Source organism: Anaplasma phagocytophilum, from assembly GCF_023476575.1.
GTDB classification, from domain to species: Bacteria; Pseudomonadota; Alphaproteobacteria; order Rickettsiales; family Anaplasmataceae; genus Anaplasma; species Anaplasma phagocytophilum_A.
Genome location: NZ_JAHLEX010000008.1, coordinates 1 through 22,621, shown reverse-complemented (window position 1 = coordinate 22,621; position 22,621 = coordinate 1). Strand labels below are relative to the sequence as shown.

Sequence of the window (22,621 nt, the reverse complement as noted above, 5' to 3'; positions counted from 1 at the left end):
CAACGAAGTTACCACCTAGACCAACACAAGCATAAGGAACAACACCTAAACCTTCACTAAGAAGATCATAACAAGCATTAACCATGACTGAAGTAGAAGAAACCGCCCTAATCTCAACAACTTCACCCCCTTCAATAGTTTTAGCTAGTAATCCAGCCACTATGGTTTTTTCTTCAGGAGTGAGTTCCTTTACTAGGTCTTTTGCTACGGCTGTGGCGTTGTCGTTAGTGACAGGTGTTTGTGTTACGGCCGACTTAGCAGTCGATGTCGGCCAATTCTGGCTGCCATCTTTTAGAGTTTTTCCGATGAAATCTTTAAGGACATAAGCTTTGGCACTATTCGCACCGCTCGAAGCAGTCGACCCTTGTCCACCGCACAACGACGTATTGTTATTAGTAGATGTGGCGTCAGCATTAGTCGTATCCGCATATATACCGTAGCTGTTCTGCCCCTCTCTCCCCTTCTTCGTCCTACAAACCTTGCCATCGATGTTAGGGTGAGAGATTTCAACAGCCTTAGCAAAGTGAACAATGTCCTTACCGTTTATTTTGGCAAGAGCAGCAGCAAGCTTGTCAGTCTGCCCAGTAACTACATCATAAGCCAACTCCTTAGCTAGTAGATATACTGTATCAGCTTCATCTTCCTTACTACCACTATCTCTAATACCCTTAGTCTTCCCCTTTGAATAATAAGATTTATTACGAGGGCTTATGGTACCCCTAGCGATTCGTAGAAGATTAGGATACTTGTCAATCCACACGTACAGTATTGAGGTCGCTATGAGATTCTATGCCCAACTCCCGCAGGGTGTAATTACCAAAATCTCAGAAAACTACCCTCACATCAAAAGCTAATAATGGAAAAAGCGGTAGAAACTCGTATTAGATTATAGTGTATTCGACACTACCAACACGTCCTATAGATCTGCTCCGCCTATTTACTCAGATCTCATGCTTTATCTTGTTATATAACCGGTAGTGCTGTTATTCACCGGATTAAACTATACTTATGGTTGTCAGGGCTAGAAGTTCACTGCTAAATAACTATACGAAACACTGTAATAATATGCTGCTATAAGAAAAGAGCCTATTACCCTGTAATTAGGCAGTTTCTTTCCTAATATCACGACCCTTAATGTCATTCTACTATGTTGCAATCTTGCTATTATGTTGTCCAGCTGTTGGTCTTACAGTCTCACCATCATCGATATGATTGTTCGCTAATTAATGTTCTGTGGTTGCGGTATTATATGTGCACCTCTAGCCTATGCGTGCCATGATGGCTTTGCAAAACCACATGGCAAATGATATAATCCGCTGCGCGCAAATTTAAGCATTATACCCCATTCTACCTTAAAAGAAAACGTACTATTTCTGGGGAAGTATGCGCCCATGGAGTGCGTAAATTTCTGCGTACATGTCCCTGTATATAAACTGTGCAGTTGTAATACTGACTCACGTATTCTACCACATCACAGGCGTATGGGTTCTCTTCCTCTTTCTCGGATAAGATGACGTGTATTCGAAGACCCTGCAAAACTTTTATAGCAGTCAGTGTATGACTAATGCTCCCAAGATATGATCCGACCACAAGTACCACGTCTATTCCTAAATCATGTATTAGCTCAAGGCAGCTTTTGTTCTCGGTAATCGGTGACATCACTCCACCAACGCCCTCAATAAATGTATAGCAGTCAAGTTTTTGAGAGTTTTTGCGGCAAAATCTCAGAATCTCTTCGTAATCTAAGTGCGCGCCAGACATACTGGCAGCCACATTAGGTGCACGAGGTGCATCAAACTTCCACGGCGAAACTCTTGATATGCTTTGTTCCGATACTGCGCATTCTAAACTTTGGATGATTTTTACCGTATCGGACTCACCCTCTGTAGCGCTGTTCCATCCCGTAATTACAGGCTTTATAGCTTGCACGTTGTGGCCAATTCTTCTAAAATGCCAGCACAATGCTGTGGTCACGAAGGTTTTTCCGACGTCTGTCCCTGTGGACGTAATGAAATATGCTGACACTTTAGTTTGTTATTCATGTCACCGTCGTAGTCTAGCATTCTTGCTTGAAATGGAAAACTTTTAGGTTCTCGTCATGTCGTCAAATGAGAGTTTCTGGCAAAGCCTGAAGAGGGGATTGTCCAAAACTTCTGCTAGGTTGAGTGAAGGAATTAGAAACATATTTGGCGGAAAAGCCGATGTTGATCAAAGCACTTTAAAAGCCTTACGTGATCTACTTATCTCTACCGATATGGGTCCTGACGTAGCTGATTTTTTTACTCAAAAAATCTCCACTCTGAAATTTACTGGTTCGGTTGCGGAAGAAGTACGCCTAAAACTTGCTTCTGAGATTGAGAATTTTTTACAACCAAGATCTGTCCCGATTACCATAACTCATACACCTCATATTATTCTTCTGTGCGGAGTAAATGGCAGCGGTAAAACAACTACTGTTGCGAAATTAGCGCATAAGTTTATGAAGAAAAATATGTCTGTAATAATAGGTGCGTGTGACACTTTCCGCGCTGCAGCCGTAGAGCAACTTAACGTATGGGCTGAAAGAATATCTTGCCCCATAGTAACGGGTACCATTGGTGCTGATGCAGCAAGTGTGGCTTATAAAACTGTTGAAAGAGCTATACAAGAGCATTTTGATGTTGTTATTATAGATACGGCCGGTAGGTTGCATAATCATAAAAACTTAATGGAAGAGTTGGCGAAGATATGTCGTGTTATTCGCCGGCATGATGAGAAAGCTCCCCATGATGTTATACTGGTATTAGATGCCACTATAGGGCAAAACACTTTCACTCAGGTAGAAATGTTTTCCAGTTTTGTGGATGTAGGTGGTCTCATTCTGACAAAGTTGGATGGTACAGCTAAAGGTGGTGTAGTTTTGCGTGTATCACAGAAATACAATTTAATGCTACATGCCATAGGAACTGGGGAGGGAATAGAAGATTTGGACGATTTTTCTGCTTCTAATTTTGCAAAGAGTTTACTAGAAAAATGAAATGCATGAAACACAAAAAGAACGAGCCACTACTAGGAACTACGATTATGACCCACCGCCAGTTTTAGCACCAAACATCATACTTAGGACATTACCATCCATTCTTGGTGAAGATTCTGGCTTAGCAATCCCCTCTGTGTCACTCACGAGGCGATCTAAGATATCGAGACCCACTTCTTTATACTGCAGCTCACGACCCACAAACCTTAAAGAAACTTTGACCTTATTTCCCTTCTCTATGAATGACTTCAAATTGTTCAACTTGATGTTATAGTCATTGTCCTCAATGTTTATCCTGAACTTAAGTTCCTTGACAGCGGAAGACCTATGCTTTTTAGTTACACCATGTTTTTTCTTGTTGTACTTTTGCTTACTGTAGTTGTATACCTTGCAAACTGGATACTCGCCCTCACTGACAACTTCAACCAAGTCCATACCAGCACGAGCTGCAACAGCCAAAGCCTCTTCTATGTCTACTACCCCAACCATAGTTCCACTCTCGTCAACGAGACGAACCTTCTTCGTAGTGATAGCATCGTTTATTCTAGGACCTTTCTTATCCACTTTTAACCCACTTACCTAAACACTAAAGCACCTGACGGATGCTAACATAAGTCACCAACGTTTTCAACGCTTTATCAGCCTCCATGCTACACGCATTGCTCGTACCGTAATGACGTACAGATACCGTACAGTCAGCCGTTTCCGCCGATCCAACCACCCATACTACAGGAATTTTGTTAAAAATGGCTTTACGTATTTTTTGACCGATACTTTCCTCTCCACTATTCAATTCTACACGAATGTTTAACTCCTTCACCTTGTTTGTAAGAGTAGTTGCGTATTCCAAGGCGTCACTATTCACTGTTAAAATTTCCAATTGTACTGGTGCCAACCAAGCCGGAAGATTACCAGCATAACTTTCTATCAAAATTCCTATAAAACGTTCCAGGGTTCCTAGTATCGCTCTATGGACCATGACAGGATGGTGCTTATTTCCATCAGAACCAACATAGTATGCACCTAAACGACTTGGTAGTACAAAGTCTAACTGTATGGTTCCACACTGCCAATTTCTTCCAAGAGCGTCTTTTAAGGTAAACTCCAATTTTGGACCATAAAATGCACCATCGCCCTTATTTATAGTGTACTTAACACCTTCATCATCCATGGAATCCATGAGAGAACGCTCTGCCATATCCCACATCTCATCACTTCCTATTCTCTCCTCAGGACGGTCAGATAGCTTTACATCTATGTTCTTGAAACCAAAGTCGTTGTATACCTCTACTAAAAGTTTGTAAAATTTTCTCACCTCGTCACGTATTTGATCATGTGTGCAGAAAATATGTGCATCATCTTGAGTAAATCCCCTAACTCTCATCAGTCCATATAAAGAACCAGAAGGCTCGTTTCTATGGCACATTCCAAATTCAGCCATACGTATAGGCAGATCTTTATAGCTCCTTGTTTTTGATTTAAATATCTGAACGTGGCAAGGACAGTTCATAGGCTTTATAGCCAACTCTTGTGAGTTTTGATCACTGACTATAAACATGTTTTCACGGAATTTCTCCCAATGTCCTGACTTTTCCCAGAGCTTGCGATCCAACATTATGGGTGTCTTTATTTCTGTATATCCATTCTCTCGAAGCTTTTTCCTTAAATATTCCTCTATGGTACGGTACAACGTCCATCCCTTATCATGCCAAAATACTTGCCCAAGTGCTTCGTTCTGTATGTGAAACCACTCCAAATCCTTCGCTATTCTGCGATGATCTCTTTTTTCTGCTTCTTCTAAAAGTTTAAAATATGCATCAAGTGCTTCCTTGTTTTCCCGAACAGCCCCAGATATGCGCTGCAGCATTTTATTTTTACTATCTCCTAGCCAGTATACACCTGACAACTTTGTAAGCTTTAAAGCTCCTATATATTTAGTTGATGGAACTAAAGGGCCATGATCCCGGAAAATATGGCTACCACAACGATAAACAACAACAGTCTCTTGCGTACTCCGCTCCAGAATTTCAAGTTGATAAGTCTCAGAGTTATTTTCAAAAAAAGTAGTAGCTTCCTTCTTTGACCAAGTATCCCTAACAAACTTTTCGTCCTTGCGTACAATCTCTTCTATTTTTTTCTCAATGTCTTCGAAGCTTTTTTCTGATAATTTAGTCTCAGAATCGAAATCCAAATAGAACCCGTCTGCCGTCTCAGCACATGCAGCCAACTTCATGTTCGGAACAACTGAGCTTAGTGCCATGGCGGTTATAAACGCAGTACTCTTGCGTAAGATATTTATTCCTTCTTCACAGTCGATCAGCACAGGATCAATTACGGCACTGGCAGTTATTATGCTTGCAAGATCACATACTTCTCCATCTATGTAAATTGCTATTACAGATTCTGCAATGTCTGAAAACATGGTTGAAACCACCACTGACGCAGTTATAGGTTCAGAGAAGCTACATGATCTATCATTCCCATAATAAGAAGTGGTAATATTTATCATCTTTGGCATCTTTCAAAGGAAACACTAGTATAATAGTACATTTCTATGTATGGGCACGTTTTATATGAATATTAGTGTTGAACTCATAAAAAAAGCAGAAACCTGCGTCATGTTGCTCCATAATAGAGAAAAACACATAGCATTTGCTGAATCATGCACAGGAGGCTTCCTTTCCTATTTGTTTTCTACAGTTCCCGGTGCTTCTAGAGTATTAGAATGTTCTTTAGTTACATATTCAAACTCAGCAAAAACTGATTTCCTAGGTATTCCAGAAGAATATATAAAAAACTATGGAGCTGTCAGCAAAGAAGTAGCTGTACTCATGGCAGAAGGAATAATGAAAGCAAGAAAAAGAGCAGATGTGGCCATCTCAATAACAGGGATAGCAGGACATGCAAAACACATACAAGACACAACAAATGAAGAAGGAGTAGGTACCGTGTTTATAGGATATGCAAGGAGAGACGACAAAACAGCAATCTTCTCATTTCAATTCGGCAACCTAACACGGCACGAAATCCAACATAAAACTGCAGAAAAAGCCCTCGAGATAATACTACGAGAAACCTCCAAGGAATAACTACACCACAAACCAAATTAAGCAGTCTTCTTGCGTGTTGCGGTTCTCTCTTTAATCCTAGCAGCTTTACCAAACAATTCTAGCAAGTAGTACAACTTAGCTCTACGGACTTTACCAGTACGAACGAGCTCTACACTTTTCAAGTTTGGAGAATGTGTAAACACTTGCAGTTGTATACTTTCATTGTGACTAATCTTACGCAGTGTAAAAGAAGAATGTAACCCTCTATTCCTCTTCTTTATGCACACTCCCTCAAATGTCTGAATCCTCCAGCCAACACCGTCGAAAACGTTAATGTTGACCTTTACAGTGTCTCCTGGACGAAACTCAGGTACATCTAGGTTCGTAGCAAGGCGTAACTGCTCTATTTGTTTATTGTTAAACTTTTCAAGTAACCCACTCATTTTCTAATCCACGTCATTTTTACTATATCTATCTTTTAGCAAGTCCGGTCGTCTTGAAGCAGTAATCGCAAGAGAGGCATCTCGTCTCCACTTTTCTATTTCCCCATGATTCCCAGTAAGAAGGACCTCTGGAACTTCCATTCCTTTCCAGGAAGCTGGCCTAGTATACTGGGGGTATTCAAGACTACCCTCCATACTTTCCTGCTTTAAGCTCTCTGCATTACCTATAACTCCTGGCACCATTCTAACACACGTGTCGATAATTACCATCGCAGCTAACTCTCCGCCAGAGAGAACATAATCTCCTATGCTAACTTCTTGCAATTTGTAAAAATCTACCACTCTCTCATCAATACCTTCAAAGCGCCCGCAGAGTAAGGTTATATTGTCAAAATTCATAGTTTGTCTAGCGATATCTTGAGTAAAACTTACACCTCGAGGAGAAGTAAACATAAGTTTAGTATTTGGATGCAAAGACAAAACTTCATCTATACATCTTCCCAACACATCAGCCCTTAGAAGCATACCTGGTCCCCCTCCATAAGGGGTATCATCAACAGTATTATGTTTATTATTCGCAAAGGCTCTAATATCAAAAACGTTCAATGTCCACAGCCCTTTTTTCAGAGCAGAACCCAGATTAGATACGCCAAGAGGGCCGGGAAACATTTGCGGAAAGATTGTTAGAACGTTGAAGATCATTTGTATGCTCCAACAATTTCTGGAGGCACGATAGTCATTTCTCGTGTTTTCATATCTATGGATGGGAAAATATTCGAAGTAAAAGAAAACATCGTCTTCTTTCCTTGAGGCGTAGAGATTTCTACTATATCACCTGAGCCAAAATTGAACACTTCAGTTACTATTCCAAATATCGTATCATCCGGTAGCTTCACCGATAATCCTATTAGTTCATCCTTATAGAATTCGTCATTTTTCAGCTTCGGCAAGCAAGAAGAAGGTATATAAAGCCTCTTATTTTTCAACGCTTCAGCAGAACATCGGTCATCTATTCCGCTAATCTTGGCAATGACGCAACCATTTTTGATGACTGACACCACAAACACTTTCAATAACTCAGAACCATCCGTAAGGGGGCCATAAGAAGCTATATCAGATGGATCATGAGTAAAAGTCTTGATCTTTACACACCCACGCACTCCATGCGCAGCATAAATCACACCAAGTAGAATAAACGTGTCATCAATATTCACAATATCTCAGAGAGTTTTCGTGACTAGGAGGTAATTCTACTCCCGTATACTTAACTTATCAATTTTTTACACAAGAAAGCTATAATAAGTATTCTAAAAATAGCTTTTGAAGACTACTTGTACTGTGTACAATGTCGCACTACTACTATTTTGATGCCTCTAGATTCATCAAGGTACTTTCCTCAGATGTTATAAAAATAGAGAAAAGCTGATAACTCAAGCCAGCCTTTAACCTATAAGCAAGCTTAGGAGTGATGTGACCATCAACAACGCCAACGAAGTTACCACCTAGACCAACACAAGCATAAGGAACAACACCTAAACCTTCACTAAGAAGATCATAACAAGCATTGACCATGACTGAAGTAGAAGAAACGGCCCTAATCTCAACAACCTCACCCCCTTCAATAGTTTTAGCAAGTATCCCAGCCACTATGGTTTTTTCTTCGGGGGTGAGTTCCTTGACCAGGTCTTTAGCTACCGCTGTGGCGTTGCTGTTTTGCTCATTTGACTTCAAGCTGCCGCTGTCATACCAACTCCCTGTTGGCCAATTCTTACCCTCACTCAGCCCCAATACCTTTGCAAACTCACTAAACGGGTGTCTCTTCTGTGTGTCTTTAAAACCACTACATTGTGCCGTGTCTGTGGTAGCACTGGGTACAGCTTTATACGTCGTCGCATCGGTGTCCCCCCCTTTAGCATGACTTCCACTACAAACCTTGCCATCGATGATGGGATGAGAGATTTCAACAGCCTTAGCAAAGTGAACAATGTCCTTACCGTTTATTTTGGCAAGAGCAGCAGCAAGCTTGTCAGTCTGCCCAGTAACAACATCATAAGCTAACTCCTTAGCTAGTAGATATACTGTATCAGCTTCATCTTCCTTACTACCACTATCTCTAATACCCTTAGTCTTGAAGCGCTCGTAACCAATCTCAAGCTCAACCCTGGCGCCACCAATACCATAACCAACACTACCTTCCATAGCTACAAGCATGTTGTCCTTAAACCCAATCCGAGGATCGGGTGTATTCCAGTCAAACTTGTTAGACTCAAGTTTGACACTCTTACCATCCTTTAAGTATGGATACACTGCCCTAGTCTCTCCGTTACTCTCCCTTATACTAAAATCTCTTATCTTGCTAAACTCTGCTCTGTATTCCAGTATTCCTACCTTAAATAGTAACTGTAGTGCTTGGATTTGGTTGACACATATAGTAAGTTTTTTTGCCATACTGGCTACGCGACTGTCACACTATGAGACTATAGCTTTAAACTCTCTCCTACCTTCAGATTTAAATATGCTGGCTGATACCACCGTGACTTTTATTTGTTAGTGTAACAGCCTAACCACGCATCTGAATGCCCCTTTTCCTATACTATATGATTAACGGCTTTCTTTCGACTTACCTAATGCCTCAAAATACGCATAACTCCTTCCTGCAGGTACCGAAAACCTAGAAAACACCTCCCGTAGTCCTTTGACTAAGTGATCTATCATTTCATCTGCATGGTACGGGGTCGGCGTGATTCTGAGCCTCTCAGTCCCCAACGGCACAGTAGGGTAATTAATGGATTGAATATATATTCCATGGTCACGCAACAGAGCTTGTGAAACTTGCTTGCATATTGTTGCGTCCCCTATGATAACAGGAATTATATGAGTGTCAGTCATCAGAAACTCAATACCAGCCTGAAGCAAAGCACTCTTCACTTTTGCTATCACTTCCCTATGCTTCTCTCTTTCTACATTACTGTTTTTTAAATGCTCAACACTTGCACGGGCCGATGCGGCTATCAACGGTGATATCGCCGTTGTAAATATGAATCCAGGAGCAAAACTTCTGATAACGTCTACCAGGCTCTTTGATGCAGCAACATAACCTCCCATAACACCAAAAGCCTTGGATAAGGTGCCCTGTATAACGGAAATCCTATCCGTGAGGCCTTCCATCTCCGATATGCCTCCTCCACGAGCACCATATAATCCTACAGCGTGCACCTCATCGAGATATGTTATAGCATTGTACTTGCTTGCCAAATCACATATTTCCTTGATAGGAGCTATATCCCCATCCATAGAGTATACGGACTCAAAGAGTATAATCTTAGGACTAGATCCTGCGGCCTTTAGCAAACTTTCCAAATGCTCTACATCATTATGTCTGAATATGTGTTTTACTCTGTTACCAGCACGTATCCCCTCAATCATGGAAGAGTGATTTTTCTCATCTGAAAAAACCACAACATCCGGAATTGTGGCCAAAATAGTGCTTATACTTGTCTGGTTCGCAACGTAACCACACACAAAAGCCAACGCTGCAGGTTTGTTGTGTAGATCTGCAAGAGAACGTTCGAGCTCAATAACTTCCTCAGTAGTGCCGGAAATATTTCTAGTTCCCCCAGCACCTACATTAACATTGAGGTTTCTAGCGGCAGATAACACACTCTCGTGCTGACTCATTCCTAGATAATCATTACTACACCATAGTGTAACTACCCTCTCTGTTTGGCACTCAATAGCATATGGAAACCTACCAGGAACACGACGGAACCCCGTGAATTCCCGGTATCTACCTTCTTCTTTTATGCCATTGATTCTCTCACGAAACACTTCCTCGTAATCTATCATAGGAGTTAACTTGACATTTATTATGATAATACAACTACATGCTGCGCTTTACTACTAATCGCTGCAATATACCGCAACTAATCCCGTGTAATGCAAACGTATCATCCAGTTTCGACACAGCGCTCCTCACTTCAGCCACTGATAACTAACTTTCATGGTATTGAACACAACCTCAAAACCTGCGTTCAGACACGAAAGCCTGCAAAACAACAGCTGAGTTACACCATACTCCACACTGCAGGTCATAAATACATGTCTAAAAGCAGTTCTGAATGCGCAAAAAAGAGCCCTACTGATGCGATGCTGCTATTAGTCTTCTAATACTACCTTAAGACGACGTTTTTTACCACAAAATACAGCAACATATCCACCGTTATCGTCAAAATGTTCGCAATTCAAGAGCTTCTCTTCATCTAAGACAACATCACCATTAATTTTACATCCACCTCCCCTGATGAGCCTTCGCCCAGCACTAACACTCTCCTCAAGCCCCCACATATGGAGCAACTTGGAAATAGGGATGCCCTGGCCTAGAGTCTTTCTACTAAAGGCAATACTACGCAGTTCACCATGATCGTTGTGTTCAAAAACTTTTAGTGCTTGATTCTCAACTTGCAGGGCCGTCGCAGCACCATGGCATATACTAGTAACCGCTGTGGCCAATATCTTTTTTGCCTCATTCAGTTCCTCTCCCCTCAAGGCTTCCAGCTTCGCTATTTCACTAAGAGGCAATTCCGTAAACAATCTAAGCAATCGGCCCACATCCTGATCGGGAACATTACGAAAATACTGCCAATAATTATAGGGGCTATACAAAGTTTCATCTAACCAGATGGCACCATCGGCAGTCTTCCCCATTTTAGCTCCAGAACTATTAAGCAGCAATGGAGTGGTCACTCCGTAGAGCTGTGGACATCCCATCTTTCTTGCCAGATCAATACCACTAACGATATTACCCCATTGATCGGACCCACCTATCTGTAAAGTACAACCATATCTCTTGTGTAGTTCCACAAAATCGTATGACTGAAGCAGCACGTAGCTGAATTCCAAAAAACTTAGTTGCTGATCCCTGCTTAGGCGACTCTTTACGCTCTCAAGACCCAGCATTACGTTTACTGAGAACTTACTACCAACTTCCCTTAAAAAATCCAGATAAGCACGATTATCAAGCCATTCAGAGTTATCAACAACTATAACGTCCTCTAACAGAAATTTTTTAATTACTCTTAGCATGCCCTCTTTATTTGCAGATATATTATCCTCGGAGAGCATGGCTCTCGTCTTCTCCTTACCCGAAGGATCACCTACCTTAGTGGTGGCACCTCCTAAAAGCACAATGGGCTTATGCCCAAATTTTTGGAGATACCTGAGAAGCATAATCTGCATCAGGCTTCCAATATGCAGGCTGCTAGCTGTACAATCAAAGCCAATATATGCTGTCACTGACCTAGATCCCATTATACTGTCTAAAGCTGCAGCATCAGTTAGTTGGTGAAGATAACCCCGCGCATCGAGAGTAGCTAGAAATTCAGAATTAAATCCCATGTGTTAAGAAGCCATCACAAGCATAATAACCACGTAGAGTGGTCCCAGCGCGAATCGAACGCGCGACACGGTGATTAAAAGCCACCTGCTCTACCACTGAGCTACAGGACCCCGTCAACGAAAACATGCCCGCATAGTAACGTCTTTGCAACACAAAGTCAAAAACCTTATGCTACACAATTACCGAAAAAAATATTGCTATCAAGTGACTCTTTACCAATGTTGCCACGTCATTAGAAATTTGTTAAGCTCTAAGGACTTTTGTTTACCAATATCTTCGGGACCTTGGGTTATGTTCCTATTCACAAAAGACTTGCTGGACTACGTAGAAAAGCACGGAATCAAGTTTATAGATTGGCGGTTCACTGATTTGCTAGGGAGGTGGTATCACATCACTCATAGCACCAATTTTTTAGATCCAGGGGTTTTTACATCTGGTGTTGCTTTTGACAGTTCTTCAGTGCCAGGATGGCAGCCCATTGAGGCTTCTGATATGCTTTTGGTGCCTGACATAAGCACTGCGTTTGCAGATCCTTTCTCGGCGCAGGCAACGTTGTCTGTAATCTGTAATGTTGTTTGTCCTAGTGACCGCACTGACTATTCGCGTGATCCTAGGTATACAGCACGTAAAGCTCATCACTATCTGGCATCAACATCTGTTGCGGATAAGTGCTTTTTCGGACCAGAGGTTGAATTTTTTGTTTTTGATCGTGTGCGCTTTTCTACGGAGTCACATAATTCGTTTTTCAAATTAACATCGGTGGAGTGCCCGTCGGGAGCATCAAGGAGGTTTGATTCGAGTCATGGTTATGGTTTAAAGGAAAGAGGGGGGTATCTGTGTTCTTCGCCGATGGACTCTTCTCACGATATGCGTTCTGAGGCGCTCTCGATGCTGGGTGAAGTGGGCGTTAAGCCGTTGCTGCATCACCATGAAGTTGCTTCGTCTCAGTGCGAAGTTGGATTCCATCATGACGAGTTAGTTGCCGCTGCTGATAGTGTGCAGAAGTGTAAATATGTGCTTAGAAATGTGGTGGGCTCATACGGGAAAAGTGTCACTTTTATGCCTAAGCCGGTAGTGGGCGATAGTGGTAGTGGTATGCACTGTCATCAGTCGCTGTGGAAGGATGGTAGCAACGTATTTGCTGGTGATAAGGGCACTGCAGGGCTTTCAGATGCGTGTCTTTACTATATTGGTGGCATACTTGCACATGGGAAGGCACTAAATGCCTTTGCCAACCCATCTACCAACAGTTACAAGCGTCTTGTGCCAAATTTTGAGGCTCCGACATGGCTTGCATATTCTCACGGAAATCGTTCCGCGGCGGTGCGCGTGCCTTTCGTGCCAAGTAATAGTGCTACGGCGCGTCGTATAGAAGTGAGATTTCCCGATCCGTTAGCAAATCCATACCTGTGTTTTGCATCGCAGCTGATGGCTGGGTTGGATGGTATAAAGAACAAGATTATGCCGCCAGAAGTGCAAGGTAGGTCACTATATGACATGAGTGAGGATGAAGTTCAGGGTTTGTCCTCAGTCTGTTTTTCGCTGGAAGAGGCTTTGGGAGCTCTAGATAAGGATAGAGATTTCCTCATAGAAGGTGGTGTTTTCACGAATGATCAAATAGATGCTTACATAAAGCTAAAAGGGCAGGAAGCTCATGAGTTGCGTATTCATCCGCATCCAGTAGAGTTCTCGAACTATTACGCATTATAGCGGTGTGGTCTATCGGGTGTTGAGACAGCGCTAAGTGCTTAGCCTTTAGGTGCTTGTTAGTGGTTTCGTTTGGGTGCAGGTTTGTCGCGCTTGATTACCTTTCGTTGGGCAGCGCACGCGAGTAAGTGGAGAGGATGGAGGTGCCTAATACTTTTTCCAGTGCGTTAGATGATTTGAAGCTTCTTGTTGCTTCTGAATTGCAGGGGATGGAGAGTCTTATTGCAAAACAGCGGCATAGTGAAGTTCAGCTTATTGCTGACATAATACAACATCTCATATTGTCTGGTGGAAAGAGGACTAGGCCGGTCATACTTTTGGCTGTTTGCGGTATGTTGGGTTGTGGCGATGAAAGAAGAATAGTGGTTGCTGCCGCTATAGAGTTTTTGCATAGCGCTACTTTGCTGCACGACGATGTGGTGGATAAGAGTGACATGCGTCGCGGAGTGGAAACTGCGAACAGGATCTGGGGAAACAAGGCAAGCATCTTGGTGGGGGATTTCCTTTTCGCAACTGCTTTTCAGTGGGTAGTCTCGTGTAATAGCATGCAGTTGCTATCTGTGCTCTCGAACACTGCGAGTATTATAGTCTCTGGAGAAATGCAACAACTGGTACATAGCTCTAGTTTGGATATTTCGCGTACCAAGTATTTAGAGATTATATCTTCCAAAACTGCTGCCCTGTTTTCGGCAGCGTGTGAATCTGCCGCTGTTTTACACGATGTGGGAACGCTGCAGCGAAGTGCTCTTAGGGATTGGGGATTTAATTTTGGTATAGTATTTCAAATTTTGGATGATATCTTGGACTATACAGCGAATCAAAATGAATTAGGGAAGCGTACGTACAATGATATCGTGAGTGGCAAGGTAACTCTTCCATTAATTATAGCTTATGAAAGTGCATCGGAAAAAGATCGCATAGGATTACGTAGTGCATTATCTAGAGAGCACCCTGATCCGGATCTTGCTTTCTCTTATATCGTAGCACACAATTCAATAGAAAAGTCTGTAGAACTTGCCAAGGAGTACATAGCTATTGCAGAAAAGCAACTCTATCATTTTCCTGATTCAGAGTACAAACAAAAGCTGCTCAACCTACTTAACAGCGCCGTGAACAGACGCTTTTAAGGGCTTGTTACTGACTATTGAGCTCTCCGGTTAATTGGTGATTGTGTGTAGTGTTGCGTATTAGCCCGTGCATACCTTTAAGGTGTTTTATCATGATACTCATGACATAATGTAATGTAGAGTATGAGGATATAACTCACATTTTGATGGAAACCCTACCAATTCTCAAGATGGAGTTTAAGTGCAACATGCTTGTAGCTATGGAAGATAGTATTGTTTATTGTATTGGAAGCACCCTGATTTACGTGCTCTTATAATCACGCCACATTCTCTATACGGTAGGTATATTTCACCATTTTCTCTAAACAAATGCCACAAGATAAGCTTACGAATATGTATGCACGAACACTTTTGAGATGTACGAAACACCTATAAAGTGACGCATACTTTAGGAGAAGATGTTTGAACAATCTATGAGTTTTTAGATTTATGTTGGGCGAACATCTAAGTGAGAAGCAACTATTGACGTGCGTGATATGTAAAGCTGGTACTCTACATGGGGTTTGGTGCTAATAACATTAGTGATTGACCTGTAAGCAAGCTTAGGAGTGATGTGACCATCAACAACGCCAACGAAGTTACCACCTAGACCAACACAAGCATAAGGAACAACACCTAAACCTTCACTAAGAAGATCATAACAAGCATTAACCATGACTGAAGTAGAAGAAACCGCCCTAATCTCAACAACCTCACCACCTTCAATAGTTTTAGCAAGTAATCCAGCCACTATGTTTTTTTCTTCGGGGGTGAGTTCCTTGACCAGGTCTTTAGCTACCGCTGTGGCGTTACTATTAGGTGCCCCCATCGTGATAGCGTTGGCGGTCGTACCCGCTGCCTGACCTGTAGGCCAGTTTCTACCTTCCCCTATCTTCGTGAGGCTTACAAACTTGCTCAGAAACTTATGAGTAGCTTCGGCCGCGCTGTTAGCTAAACCACTGCACTGCGCAGTATTATCTCCGTTTGTATCACTACTCTTCACGTCCGCAGTATACTTTTTACCCTTCCCAGTCTCTAGTGCAGCATGAGTTCCACTACAAACCTTGCCATCGATGATGGGATGAGAGATTTCAACAGCCTTAGCAAAGTGAACAATGTCCTTACCGTTAATATCTAATATATAGAATCCTGGATAGGCAATCTTCAAAATTTCAAAATCACCAATCTCCAGAATGCAAAACGGATATTAAGCTTGTCACTGCAAAATTTACCCTGTGGTGTGACGCATAATTAGTTGCATAAACCTTGCGTGAATGGCAGACTAAAATGTTATCTGATTGTTAATAATTTGTGATGATTAGAGTGGGGATAAATGGCCTTGGTAGGATAGGTCGCTGTTTATTTAGGTTGTTATGCAGTGTAAATAGTAGTTCAGAGATTGAGTTGGTTGCAGTTAATGGGTCTTCAAGCATAGATTTACATCGTCATTTGCTAAGGAATGATTCAGTGCATGGCGTGTATGAGCACGCGATAGAAAAGATAGGAGAAGACTTTTTTTCTGTTAATGGCAAGAAAATAAAGTTTTTCTGCGAAAGAGACCCTGAAAATATTCCTTGGGATTCATGTGGGGTGGATGTCGTTTTTGAATGTACGGGGAAGTTTAATAAAAAGCCTCTGTCTGCTAAACATATTAGGGGTACTGTAAAAAAGGTTATAGTTTCCGCTCCTGTGGATGGTGCTGATTTGCAAGTGATATACGGTATAAATGAAGGCAGTATTACCAACGATCATAAGGTTATTTCTGTAGGGTCATGCACTACAAACTGTGCTGCTCATGTTGTGGGAGCTATTGATCGTGAATTTGGAATAGATGGTGGTTTTATAACTACTGTTCATGCATACACTAATGACCAGAATCATGTAGATGGGAGCCATAAGGATTTTCGTAGAGCTAGAGCGTGTGGTTTGTCTATGATACCCACTTCTACCGGTGCATCTAAGGCATTGTCTCTACTTTTCCCTCACTTAGACGGCACAATTTCCGTTGCTGCGGTAAGGGTTCCTACCCCTAATGTATCTATGGTTGATTTCACTTTTGTTCCTTCTGTAAAAGTGACACGCTCTTCCATAAATGATGCATTATCAAAAGCTGCTGATATTAGGAAAGATGTGCTCTTAGCCACTGAGGAGATGTTAGTGTCAGTGGATTTTAATCACACTACCTATAGTGCAATTTTTGATCTTTGCGAAACTCACGTCAATGATGCCAACTTCTCTCGCGTGGTTGCTTGGTATGATAACGAGTGGGCTTTTGCTAATAGAATGCTGGATGTCGCCTTAATAGCGCAGAAATTTTTATAAAGTCCATATGGACTTTAAACATTGTTGGAATTTGTGAGCGAATTGTGCTAAAAGGTAGTGGGCAGTGCGAGCGGGTTTCGTGTGAAGTCGGTCAGGTTAGAAATAAAGCAGCCGTAGCATTGAGTATTCGGGTTGCGCTGTCCACTGGGTTCTGCTAAAGGTGGTGCACTGGTGAATTTGGCGCTGAAGTACAGACCGAGCAACTTTGATGATCTTGTTGGTCAGGATGTCTTGGTTCGGATACTGAGAAATTCTTTTTCTGTCGGAAATCTTAGTACTCCTTTACTGATGGTGGGGGCTAGTGGCGTTGGTAAAACTACATGTGCAAGAATAGTTTCGCTTTGTCTAAATTGTGAAAATGGTCCTACTTCGTCGCCCTGTGGGACGTGTGCTACTTGTACTTCTATTAAAAACTCTCATAACCCAGATGTTGTGGAAATGGATGCTGCTAGTAATACTAGTGTAGATGATATTAGGGTTATTCTAGAGAGTTCTAACTATCTTCCCGTAAGCTCTAGGTTTAAAGTCTATATCATAGATGAAGTACATATGCTCTCTACTAGTGCATTTAATGCGTTATTAAAGACTTTAGAGAGTCCGGCTCAGCATGCAAAATTTATTATGGCTACAACAGAAGTTAGAAAGATTCCTGTAACCGTAGCGTCTCGATGCTTGAGATTGGATTTAAGTAAGCTATCGGTTAAGCAGTTATACGATCATCTTGTAAAAATATCGGCTAAAGAGAACATAGCTCATGATGAAAATAGTCTGATGCTGATAGCTGAGAATTCTTCTGGTTCTGTTAGAAATTCTCTTTTTCTGCTAGAGCAGGCTCTCATTTATACTAATAACAAAATTTCTCTACAGGAAGTAAGAGAGTTACTTGGTTGTGTTGATAAGAAGACGCTTGAAGGGATTGTAAGGGATACTATAGGTAGTGACGTAAAGAGCGCTATATATGGCTTTAGAGAGTTATGTAATACTAGCACACCGGTAATAATTTTTGAGGGAATGCAGCGGGTTGTTTATGAACTTTGCATGTGTTCCATTGATAAGGATTTGCACCATGGTTTAGGGGAGGAATTATTTACTACTGAAAAGTCTGGTTCGACTCCTTTTCTTTCTAGATTGTGGCAGTTGGTTCTCCATGGAATACAGGAGATTAAGAATTCTGAAAGTCCTGAACAAGCTGGTGAGATGTTGATAGTCAGGTTATGTTACTTGAGTGATTTACCCTCTCCTCAAAAGATAGCTCATTCTATATCTTCGAAGTATGGAGATATGCCTCCTTCCGGATGGTCGGGAAGAGGAGAGCTTTTGGGTGCTGCGGGTGTGTCAGGGTGGAATGGTGCTTCTCCGTCCAATAGTTCTGTTATGACTATAGGCGGTGTTTCGGGGGAAAGAAAAAATAATGATGTAAATGACCGGGGTAAGGTGTACAATCCGGATGATGATGAGGCTGTAGTTGATGTTGTGAAAAACTTCGATGGTGCTTCTGTTGTGAGCTTTAAGTGTTTTGATGTCTGAGGGGTATCTTTATGTCTTTTGATGATCAGAAATTTGCAGATTTGCAAGATGCTCTGAAGAAAAAGCTGTCTGAGCTGAAGGTTTATCAAGAGCCAAAGTCTTTTGAGGGGCAGTCTCTCGGTGGAAGGGTGTCTGTTAAGATACTCTTGTCAAATCTTGTGGAGTATAAAGTACAAGAAGTAAAGGTAGATCCGGCTCTTCTTGGGGAAAAAGCTTTTGTGGTTGAGGACTTGATAAAGGCAGCTTTTGATGATGCTTTTAGAAAGTCTATGGACTACAACAAGGGCTTCATTAGTTCTTTGATGTCTTTTTATTTCTAGGTATGGATCATATTATAGCTGTAGTCGGCGCTACCACTATGCTGGGGCGGGTGGTTTTGAATGCCCTGAGTGAGACGGGTTTTTCTTATAGTAATGTTATTGCTCTTTCTTATTCCGATTCTGTTGGGAAGAGTGTTAGTTATGGAGAGAAATTTAATCTCACATGTGAAAATTTGGATGAGTATGACTTTTCTCAGGCTTCTATAGCTATATTCGCTGCTACTGATGCGATATCTGAGAGGTATGTTAGAGAAGTAGCTGATAAGGGGTGTGTTGTTATAGACAGCTCTTCTTTTTCGCGCATGGAGACAGGGGTTCCGCTAATTGTTCCTGGGGTGAACGGTGACTGTATAGGTATGTATAAGGATGGAAATATCATAGCAACACCATGTAGCATGGCATCTCAGTTGATAGAAGTTTTATTTCCTCTGCATAAGTTGGTGAAGGTAGAGCGGGTGGTTGTATCCACTTATCATTCTGTATCTCATGCGTGCAGGAGTGCAATGAATGAGCTTTATGATCAGACTAAATCTATTTTCATGAATAGCAGGGTTAAGCCGCGTGAGTTTCCTAGGCAGGTATCTTTTAATTGTATTCCATGTGTTGGAGAATTTACTGATGGTGACTTTACTCAAGAGGAACGGAATATCTCTAATGAAACTGTAAAGGTTTTGGGTGGTGGAATAGGGGTGACTGCCACTTGCGTATTTGTTCCTGTTTTTGTGGTGCACTCTGCGGTTATTAACGTTGAATTTAGTGGCTATATATCTAAGGATGAGATATTGGAAGCCTGGGGTCAGGAGCCGGATATTTTGGTGATAGAGAAAGATAGTGAAATGAGCTATACCACTCCTATAGAGTGTGTTAATGATGGTGAGGTTTACGTTTCTAGGTTTAGAGTGGATGACACGGTTCCTTATGGCTTTAGTATGTGGTTAGTTGCTGATAATATGAGTCGTACTGGGCGTGCTTTGGTGCAAATTGCCATGGTTTTAATTGGAGAGTATTTGCCTTAGGGGAATTGTTAATTGTCTTTATTTATCTGAGCTGAGAAGGGGAAGGTTCTATTGGAGTGCTGATTATCCTTGTCTCCTTGTGGTTGCGGTATTCTATAGTCATTTTCAAGCTTTTGGTATGTTGCTTTAGCTATATTAGTTGAGTAATAGTTAATGCTTTGAATGGGGGTGGGAGTGGATCGTTCCTATTTTCATTGCGTGCAAAGTGTGAGTATGTTAGACTTCCGAGTTATTGTCACTTAGGTAGGGGACTTTATGGATAGTTATAACGTTAGGTATGAGAGTGCCTATTATTGCGTGGGGCTGAGAAGTTACCTGGTGCGCGTTTATAACTATATGGCATTGGCTTTGGGGATTACTGGGGCTGTTGCGTTTATAGCCTCGCTTTCCGGGGGATTGATGGCTGCGATATACGGAACTCCTTTGCATTGGGTAGTTTCATTAGCTCCTGTTATTACTGTTTTTGTTATGTCTGCGAGGGTTCATAAGATGAGCTATCAGACAATGATGATGGTGTTTCTGGGGTTCTCAGCAATGATGGGTTTGTCGTTGTCGTACGTTTTTATGGTGTACACGTCTCATAGTATTGCTAGGGTTTTCTTCATTTCCTCTGCTATGTTTGGAACCATGGCCTGGTATGGTAATACTACTAAGAGAGATTTATCTAAGTTTAGCACATTTTTGACTATGGGTGTTGTGGGTTTGATAATAGCCTCAGTGGTTAACTTGTTTATGAGGAGTGGTCCTCTTTATTTCGCTATTTCGGTTGTTGCTGTTCTTGTATTTACAGCTCTCACTGCAGTAAATGCGCAAGAGATAAAGGATATGTATTACCGCTTTAATGATGGTGATAGTAATACTGTAGGAAAGATGTCTATTCTAGGTGCTACTAGCTTGTACTTCTCTTATATCAACATATTCGTCCATATGCTTCATCTTATGGGTGATCGCAGGTAGGAGTTTTCGATAGTAGGCGATGATGTTATCTTGCCGATACGAAAGTCTAGATCTGTTATCTCTTAGAAGGGTAGCTAGGGAGTTTGCTGGAAGTCTTCGAGGAGGTATGGTTGTTGCTTTGAGGGGAAATCTTGGAGTTGGTAAGACGGCTTTTAGTAAGGAGGTTATAAGTTGCTTTTCGGGGGAATATTTCCTCGGTAGTCCTACTTTTTCTTTGGTTCATGAGTATAGTACTCCTTCTTCTTTTTCTCTGTACCACGTGGATTTATATAGGCTTTCCACTTTGAAGGAGGTGCAGGAAGTGGGCTTTTTTGATTTTTGTGATAACAATCTTGTTTTAGTGGAATGGCCTGATATTTTGGATGGTGTAGTGCCATTTGATATAAACGTCCGCATTGCGCACTCTTCGGATGTTGGGGAGATGGTTAGAGATGTGGAGATTGAGTGGGGTAAAGTCTAGTTATATTTAAATCCTTCTCAGGGTACTGTAGAACAATCGAAAAATAAAAAGGTGAGCTAGTATAGTTGTAATATTTCTGTGGCTAAGAGACTGGGCAGAAGTAGGGGTAACTGTGGGGTTTATAAGCTGAGAAGACGGGGAGCTAGAAAGAAGAAACAATGACACGTCATTATATGTATAAACTGGTGGTAGTGGCGAAAGAGGGAATGCATTGTCTTAGGTTCTGACGGTTTCTTCTACCTTCATGAGAATATGAGACGAGTGACTACGACCCTTTCCATAGTTAGCTTCGGGTGTTATGATTGTCTTACGAGATGTAGGGTACACCCTGCGGGAGTTGGGCATAGAATCTCATAGCAACCTCAATACTGTACGTGTGGATTGACAACAAGTATCCTAATCTTCTACGAATCGCTAGGGGTACCATAAGCCCCCGTAATAAATCTTATTATTCAAAGGGGAAGACTAAGGGAATTAGAGATAGTGGTAGTAAGGAAGATGAAGCTGATACAGTATATCTACTAGCTAAGGAGTTAGCTTATGATGTTGTTACTGGGCAGACTGACAAGCTTGCTGCTGCTCTTGCCAAAATAAACGGTAAGGACATTGTTCACTTTGCTAAGGCTGTTGAAATCTCTCATCCCATCATCGATACCAAGGTTTGTAGTGGAAAGCATGCGAAGGGGGCAGATAGTAATTCTACGACGTATAAAGCTGTACCCAGTGATAACACAGACACGGCACAATGTAGCGGTTTTGGGGGTACTGCTGGATCTGGACAGGCCCTTTTGAGCACTTTTGCGAGTGCTGTAGGGTTAGTAGATGGTAAAAATTGGCCTACGGGGAAGATATATAATTCAGCTGCCAAAGATGGTACCCCTAATGGGAACGCCATAGCCGTAGCTAAAGATCTAGTAAAGAATCTCACTCCCGAAGAAAAAACAATAGTGGCTGGGTTACTAGCTAAAACTATTGAAGGGGGTGAAGTTGTTGAGATTAGGGCCGTTTCTTCTACGCAGACTATGCTGCATTGGAGGTTATAAGGTTTTCAGGATAGAGCGTGAGTAATAGAGTGGTCATATTTCAGTGGATTCTCAAGCTTTGTTATTCAGTAGCCTTGAGTTCTATTATCAGATACCGAGTTTATATCTAGGACCTTATTATTAGATAAATAAGGTAAGGACATTGTTCACTTTGCTAAGGCTGTTGAAATTTCTCACCCTATCATCGATACCAAGGTTTGTAGTGGAACTCATGCACAGATCGACGGTAATAACGCGACAACGTACGATGCAGCGCCGG

20 protein-coding genes, 1 tRNA gene, 1 other RNA gene and 2 pseudogenes are annotated in these 22,621 nt (G+C 41.8%); 12 read left to right on the top strand and 12 right to left on the bottom strand.

What is annotated here, in order from left to right; translation table 11 throughout:
- The coding region (locus KPX09_RS00920) for a P44/Msp2 family outer membrane protein (protein WP_249548541.1) at positions 1–727 on the bottom strand (727 nt) is incomplete at its 3' end.
- Positions 728–1,347: 620 nt separating this feature from the next.
- Positions 1,348–2,025: a dethiobiotin synthase gene (gene bioD, locus KPX09_RS00915; RefSeq protein ID WP_346017216.1), complete on the bottom strand. Its 678-nt coding sequence runs from the start codon at positions 2,023–2,025 to the stop codon at positions 1,348–1,350.
- Between the two features lie 73 nt (positions 2,026–2,098).
- On the opposite strand from bioD, the gene ftsY reads away from it, so the two are divergent.
- Positions 2,099–3,016, top strand: coding sequence for a signal recognition particle-docking protein FtsY (gene ftsY / locus KPX09_RS00910; protein ID WP_249548538.1), 918 nt, complete (start codon positions 2,099–2,101; stop codon positions 3,014–3,016).
- Positions 3,017–3,061: 45 nt separating this feature from the next.
- Here the strand turns inward: ftsY and infC are convergent, their stop codons facing one another.
- Positions 3,062–3,580, bottom strand: a complete 519-nt coding sequence (gene infC, locus KPX09_RS00905; protein WP_249548537.1) for a translation initiation factor IF-3 — start codon at positions 3,578–3,580, stop codon at positions 3,062–3,064.
- A gap of 22 nt (positions 3,581–3,602) precedes the next feature.
- Positions 3,603–5,525: a threonine--tRNA ligase gene (thrS, locus tag KPX09_RS00900; protein ID WP_346017215.1), complete on the bottom strand. Its 1,923-nt coding sequence runs from the start codon at positions 5,523–5,525 to the stop codon at positions 3,603–3,605.
- Between the two features lie 64 nt (positions 5,526–5,589).
- On the opposite strand from thrS, the gene KPX09_RS00895 reads away from it, so the two are divergent.
- Entirely contained in the window at positions 5,590–6,105 is a 516-nt protein-coding gene (locus KPX09_RS00895; protein ID WP_249548535.1) for a CinA family protein, read from the top strand.
- 17 nt (positions 6,106–6,122) lie between these two features.
- On the opposite strand, the gene rplS is transcribed toward KPX09_RS00895, so the two are convergent.
- The 7 genes from rplS to KPX09_RS00860 all read right to left on the bottom strand — a co-directional run bounded on the left by rplS (position 6,123) and on the right by KPX09_RS00860 (position 12,014).
- Positions 6,123–6,509, bottom strand: coding sequence for a 50S ribosomal protein L19 (gene rplS, locus KPX09_RS00890; RefSeq protein ID WP_249548534.1), 387 nt, complete (start codon positions 6,507–6,509; stop codon positions 6,123–6,125).
- A gap of 3 nt (positions 6,510–6,512) precedes the next feature.
- Entirely contained in the window at positions 6,513–7,211 is a 699-nt protein-coding gene (gene trmD / locus KPX09_RS00885; protein ID WP_249548533.1) for a tRNA (guanosine(37)-N1)-methyltransferase TrmD, read from the bottom strand.
- Positions 7,208–7,723, bottom strand: coding sequence for a ribosome maturation factor RimM (rimM, locus tag KPX09_RS00880; protein WP_249548532.1), 516 nt, complete (start codon positions 7,721–7,723; stop codon positions 7,208–7,210). The genes trmD and rimM overlap by 4 nt, the downstream gene beginning before the upstream one ends.
- A 145-nt stretch (positions 7,724–7,868) precedes the next feature.
- Positions 7,869–8,957 carry a P44/Msp2 family outer membrane protein gene (locus KPX09_RS00875; protein ID WP_249548531.1) on the bottom strand — a complete coding sequence of 363 codons (1,089 nt, stop codon included), beginning with the start codon at positions 8,955–8,957 and terminating at the stop codon, positions 7,869–7,871.
- Positions 8,958–9,110: 153 nt separating this feature from the next.
- Positions 9,111–10,355, bottom strand: a complete 1,245-nt coding sequence (gene hemA / locus KPX09_RS00870; protein ID WP_249548530.1) for a 5-aminolevulinate synthase — start codon at positions 10,353–10,355, stop codon at positions 9,111–9,113.
- 309 nt (positions 10,356–10,664) lie between these two features.
- Positions 10,665–11,903: a tyrosine--tRNA ligase gene (tyrS, locus tag KPX09_RS00865; protein ID WP_249548529.1), complete on the bottom strand. Its 1,239-nt coding sequence runs from the start codon at positions 11,901–11,903 to the stop codon at positions 10,665–10,667.
- 39 nt (positions 11,904–11,942) lie between these two features.
- Positions 11,943–12,014: transfer RNA gene (locus tag KPX09_RS00860), tRNA-Lys, on the bottom strand.
- Between the two features lie 181 nt (positions 12,015–12,195).
- Here KPX09_RS00860 and glnA point away from each other — a divergent pair.
- Both glnA and KPX09_RS00850 read left to right on the top strand, forming a co-directional pair.
- Positions 12,196–13,614, top strand: a complete 1,419-nt coding sequence (glnA, locus tag KPX09_RS00855) for a type I glutamate--ammonia ligase (RefSeq protein ID WP_249548528.1) — start codon at positions 12,196–12,198, stop codon at positions 13,612–13,614.
- A 134-nt stretch (positions 13,615–13,748) separates the two neighbouring features.
- Entirely contained in the window at positions 13,749–14,738 is a 990-nt protein-coding gene (locus tag KPX09_RS00850) for a polyprenyl synthetase family protein (RefSeq protein WP_249548527.1), read from the top strand.
- A 529-nt stretch (positions 14,739–15,267) separates the two neighbouring features.
- Here KPX09_RS00850 and KPX09_RS00845 read toward each other — a convergent pair.
- Positions 15,268–15,846 (bottom strand): annotated as a pseudogene (locus KPX09_RS00845) (P44/Msp2 family outer membrane protein); the annotation flags it as partial.
- 185 nt (positions 15,847–16,031) lie between these two features.
- On the opposite strand from KPX09_RS00845, the gene KPX09_RS00840 reads away from it, so the two are divergent.
- The 8 genes and pseudogenes from KPX09_RS00840 to KPX09_RS00805 all read left to right on the top strand — a co-directional run.
- Positions 16,032–17,039 carry a type I glyceraldehyde-3-phosphate dehydrogenase gene (locus KPX09_RS00840; RefSeq protein ID WP_249548540.1) on the top strand — a complete coding sequence of 336 codons (1,008 nt, stop codon included), beginning with the start codon at positions 16,032–16,034 and terminating at the stop codon, positions 17,037–17,039.
- A gap of 53 nt (positions 17,040–17,092) precedes the next feature.
- An RNA gene (ffs, locus tag KPX09_RS00835) (signal recognition particle sRNA small type) lies at positions 17,093–17,191 on the top strand.
- 19 nt (positions 17,192–17,210) lie between these two features.
- A complete protein-coding gene (gene dnaX / locus KPX09_RS00830) occupies positions 17,211–18,566 on the top strand; it encodes a DNA polymerase III subunit gamma/tau (RefSeq protein WP_249548526.1) in 1,356 nt (451 codons plus the stop codon).
- 11 nt (positions 18,567–18,577) lie between these two features.
- Positions 18,578–18,886: a YbaB/EbfC family nucleoid-associated protein gene (locus KPX09_RS00825; protein WP_011451357.1), complete on the top strand. Its 309-nt coding sequence runs from the start codon at positions 18,578–18,580 to the stop codon at positions 18,884–18,886.
- A gap of 2 nt (positions 18,887–18,888) precedes the next feature.
- On the top strand, positions 18,889–19,902 hold the full coding sequence (locus tag KPX09_RS00820; RefSeq protein ID WP_275973559.1) for an aspartate-semialdehyde dehydrogenase: 1,014 nt from the start codon (positions 18,889–18,891) through the stop codon (positions 19,900–19,902).
- Between the two features lie 255 nt (positions 19,903–20,157).
- Positions 20,158–20,859: a Bax inhibitor-1 family protein gene (locus tag KPX09_RS00815; protein ID WP_249548524.1), complete on the top strand. Its 702-nt coding sequence runs from the start codon at positions 20,158–20,160 to the stop codon at positions 20,857–20,859.
- 19 nt (positions 20,860–20,878) lie between these two features.
- Positions 20,879–21,319: a tRNA (adenosine(37)-N6)-threonylcarbamoyltransferase complex ATPase subunit type 1 TsaE gene (tsaE, locus tag KPX09_RS00810; RefSeq protein ID WP_249548523.1), complete on the top strand. Its 441-nt coding sequence runs from the start codon at positions 20,879–20,881 to the stop codon at positions 21,317–21,319.
- A 449-nt stretch (positions 21,320–21,768) separates the two neighbouring features.
- Positions 21,769–22,350, top strand: a pseudogene (locus KPX09_RS00805) (P44/Msp2 family outer membrane protein); the annotation flags it as partial.
- Positions 22,351–22,621 lie beyond the last annotated feature (271 nt).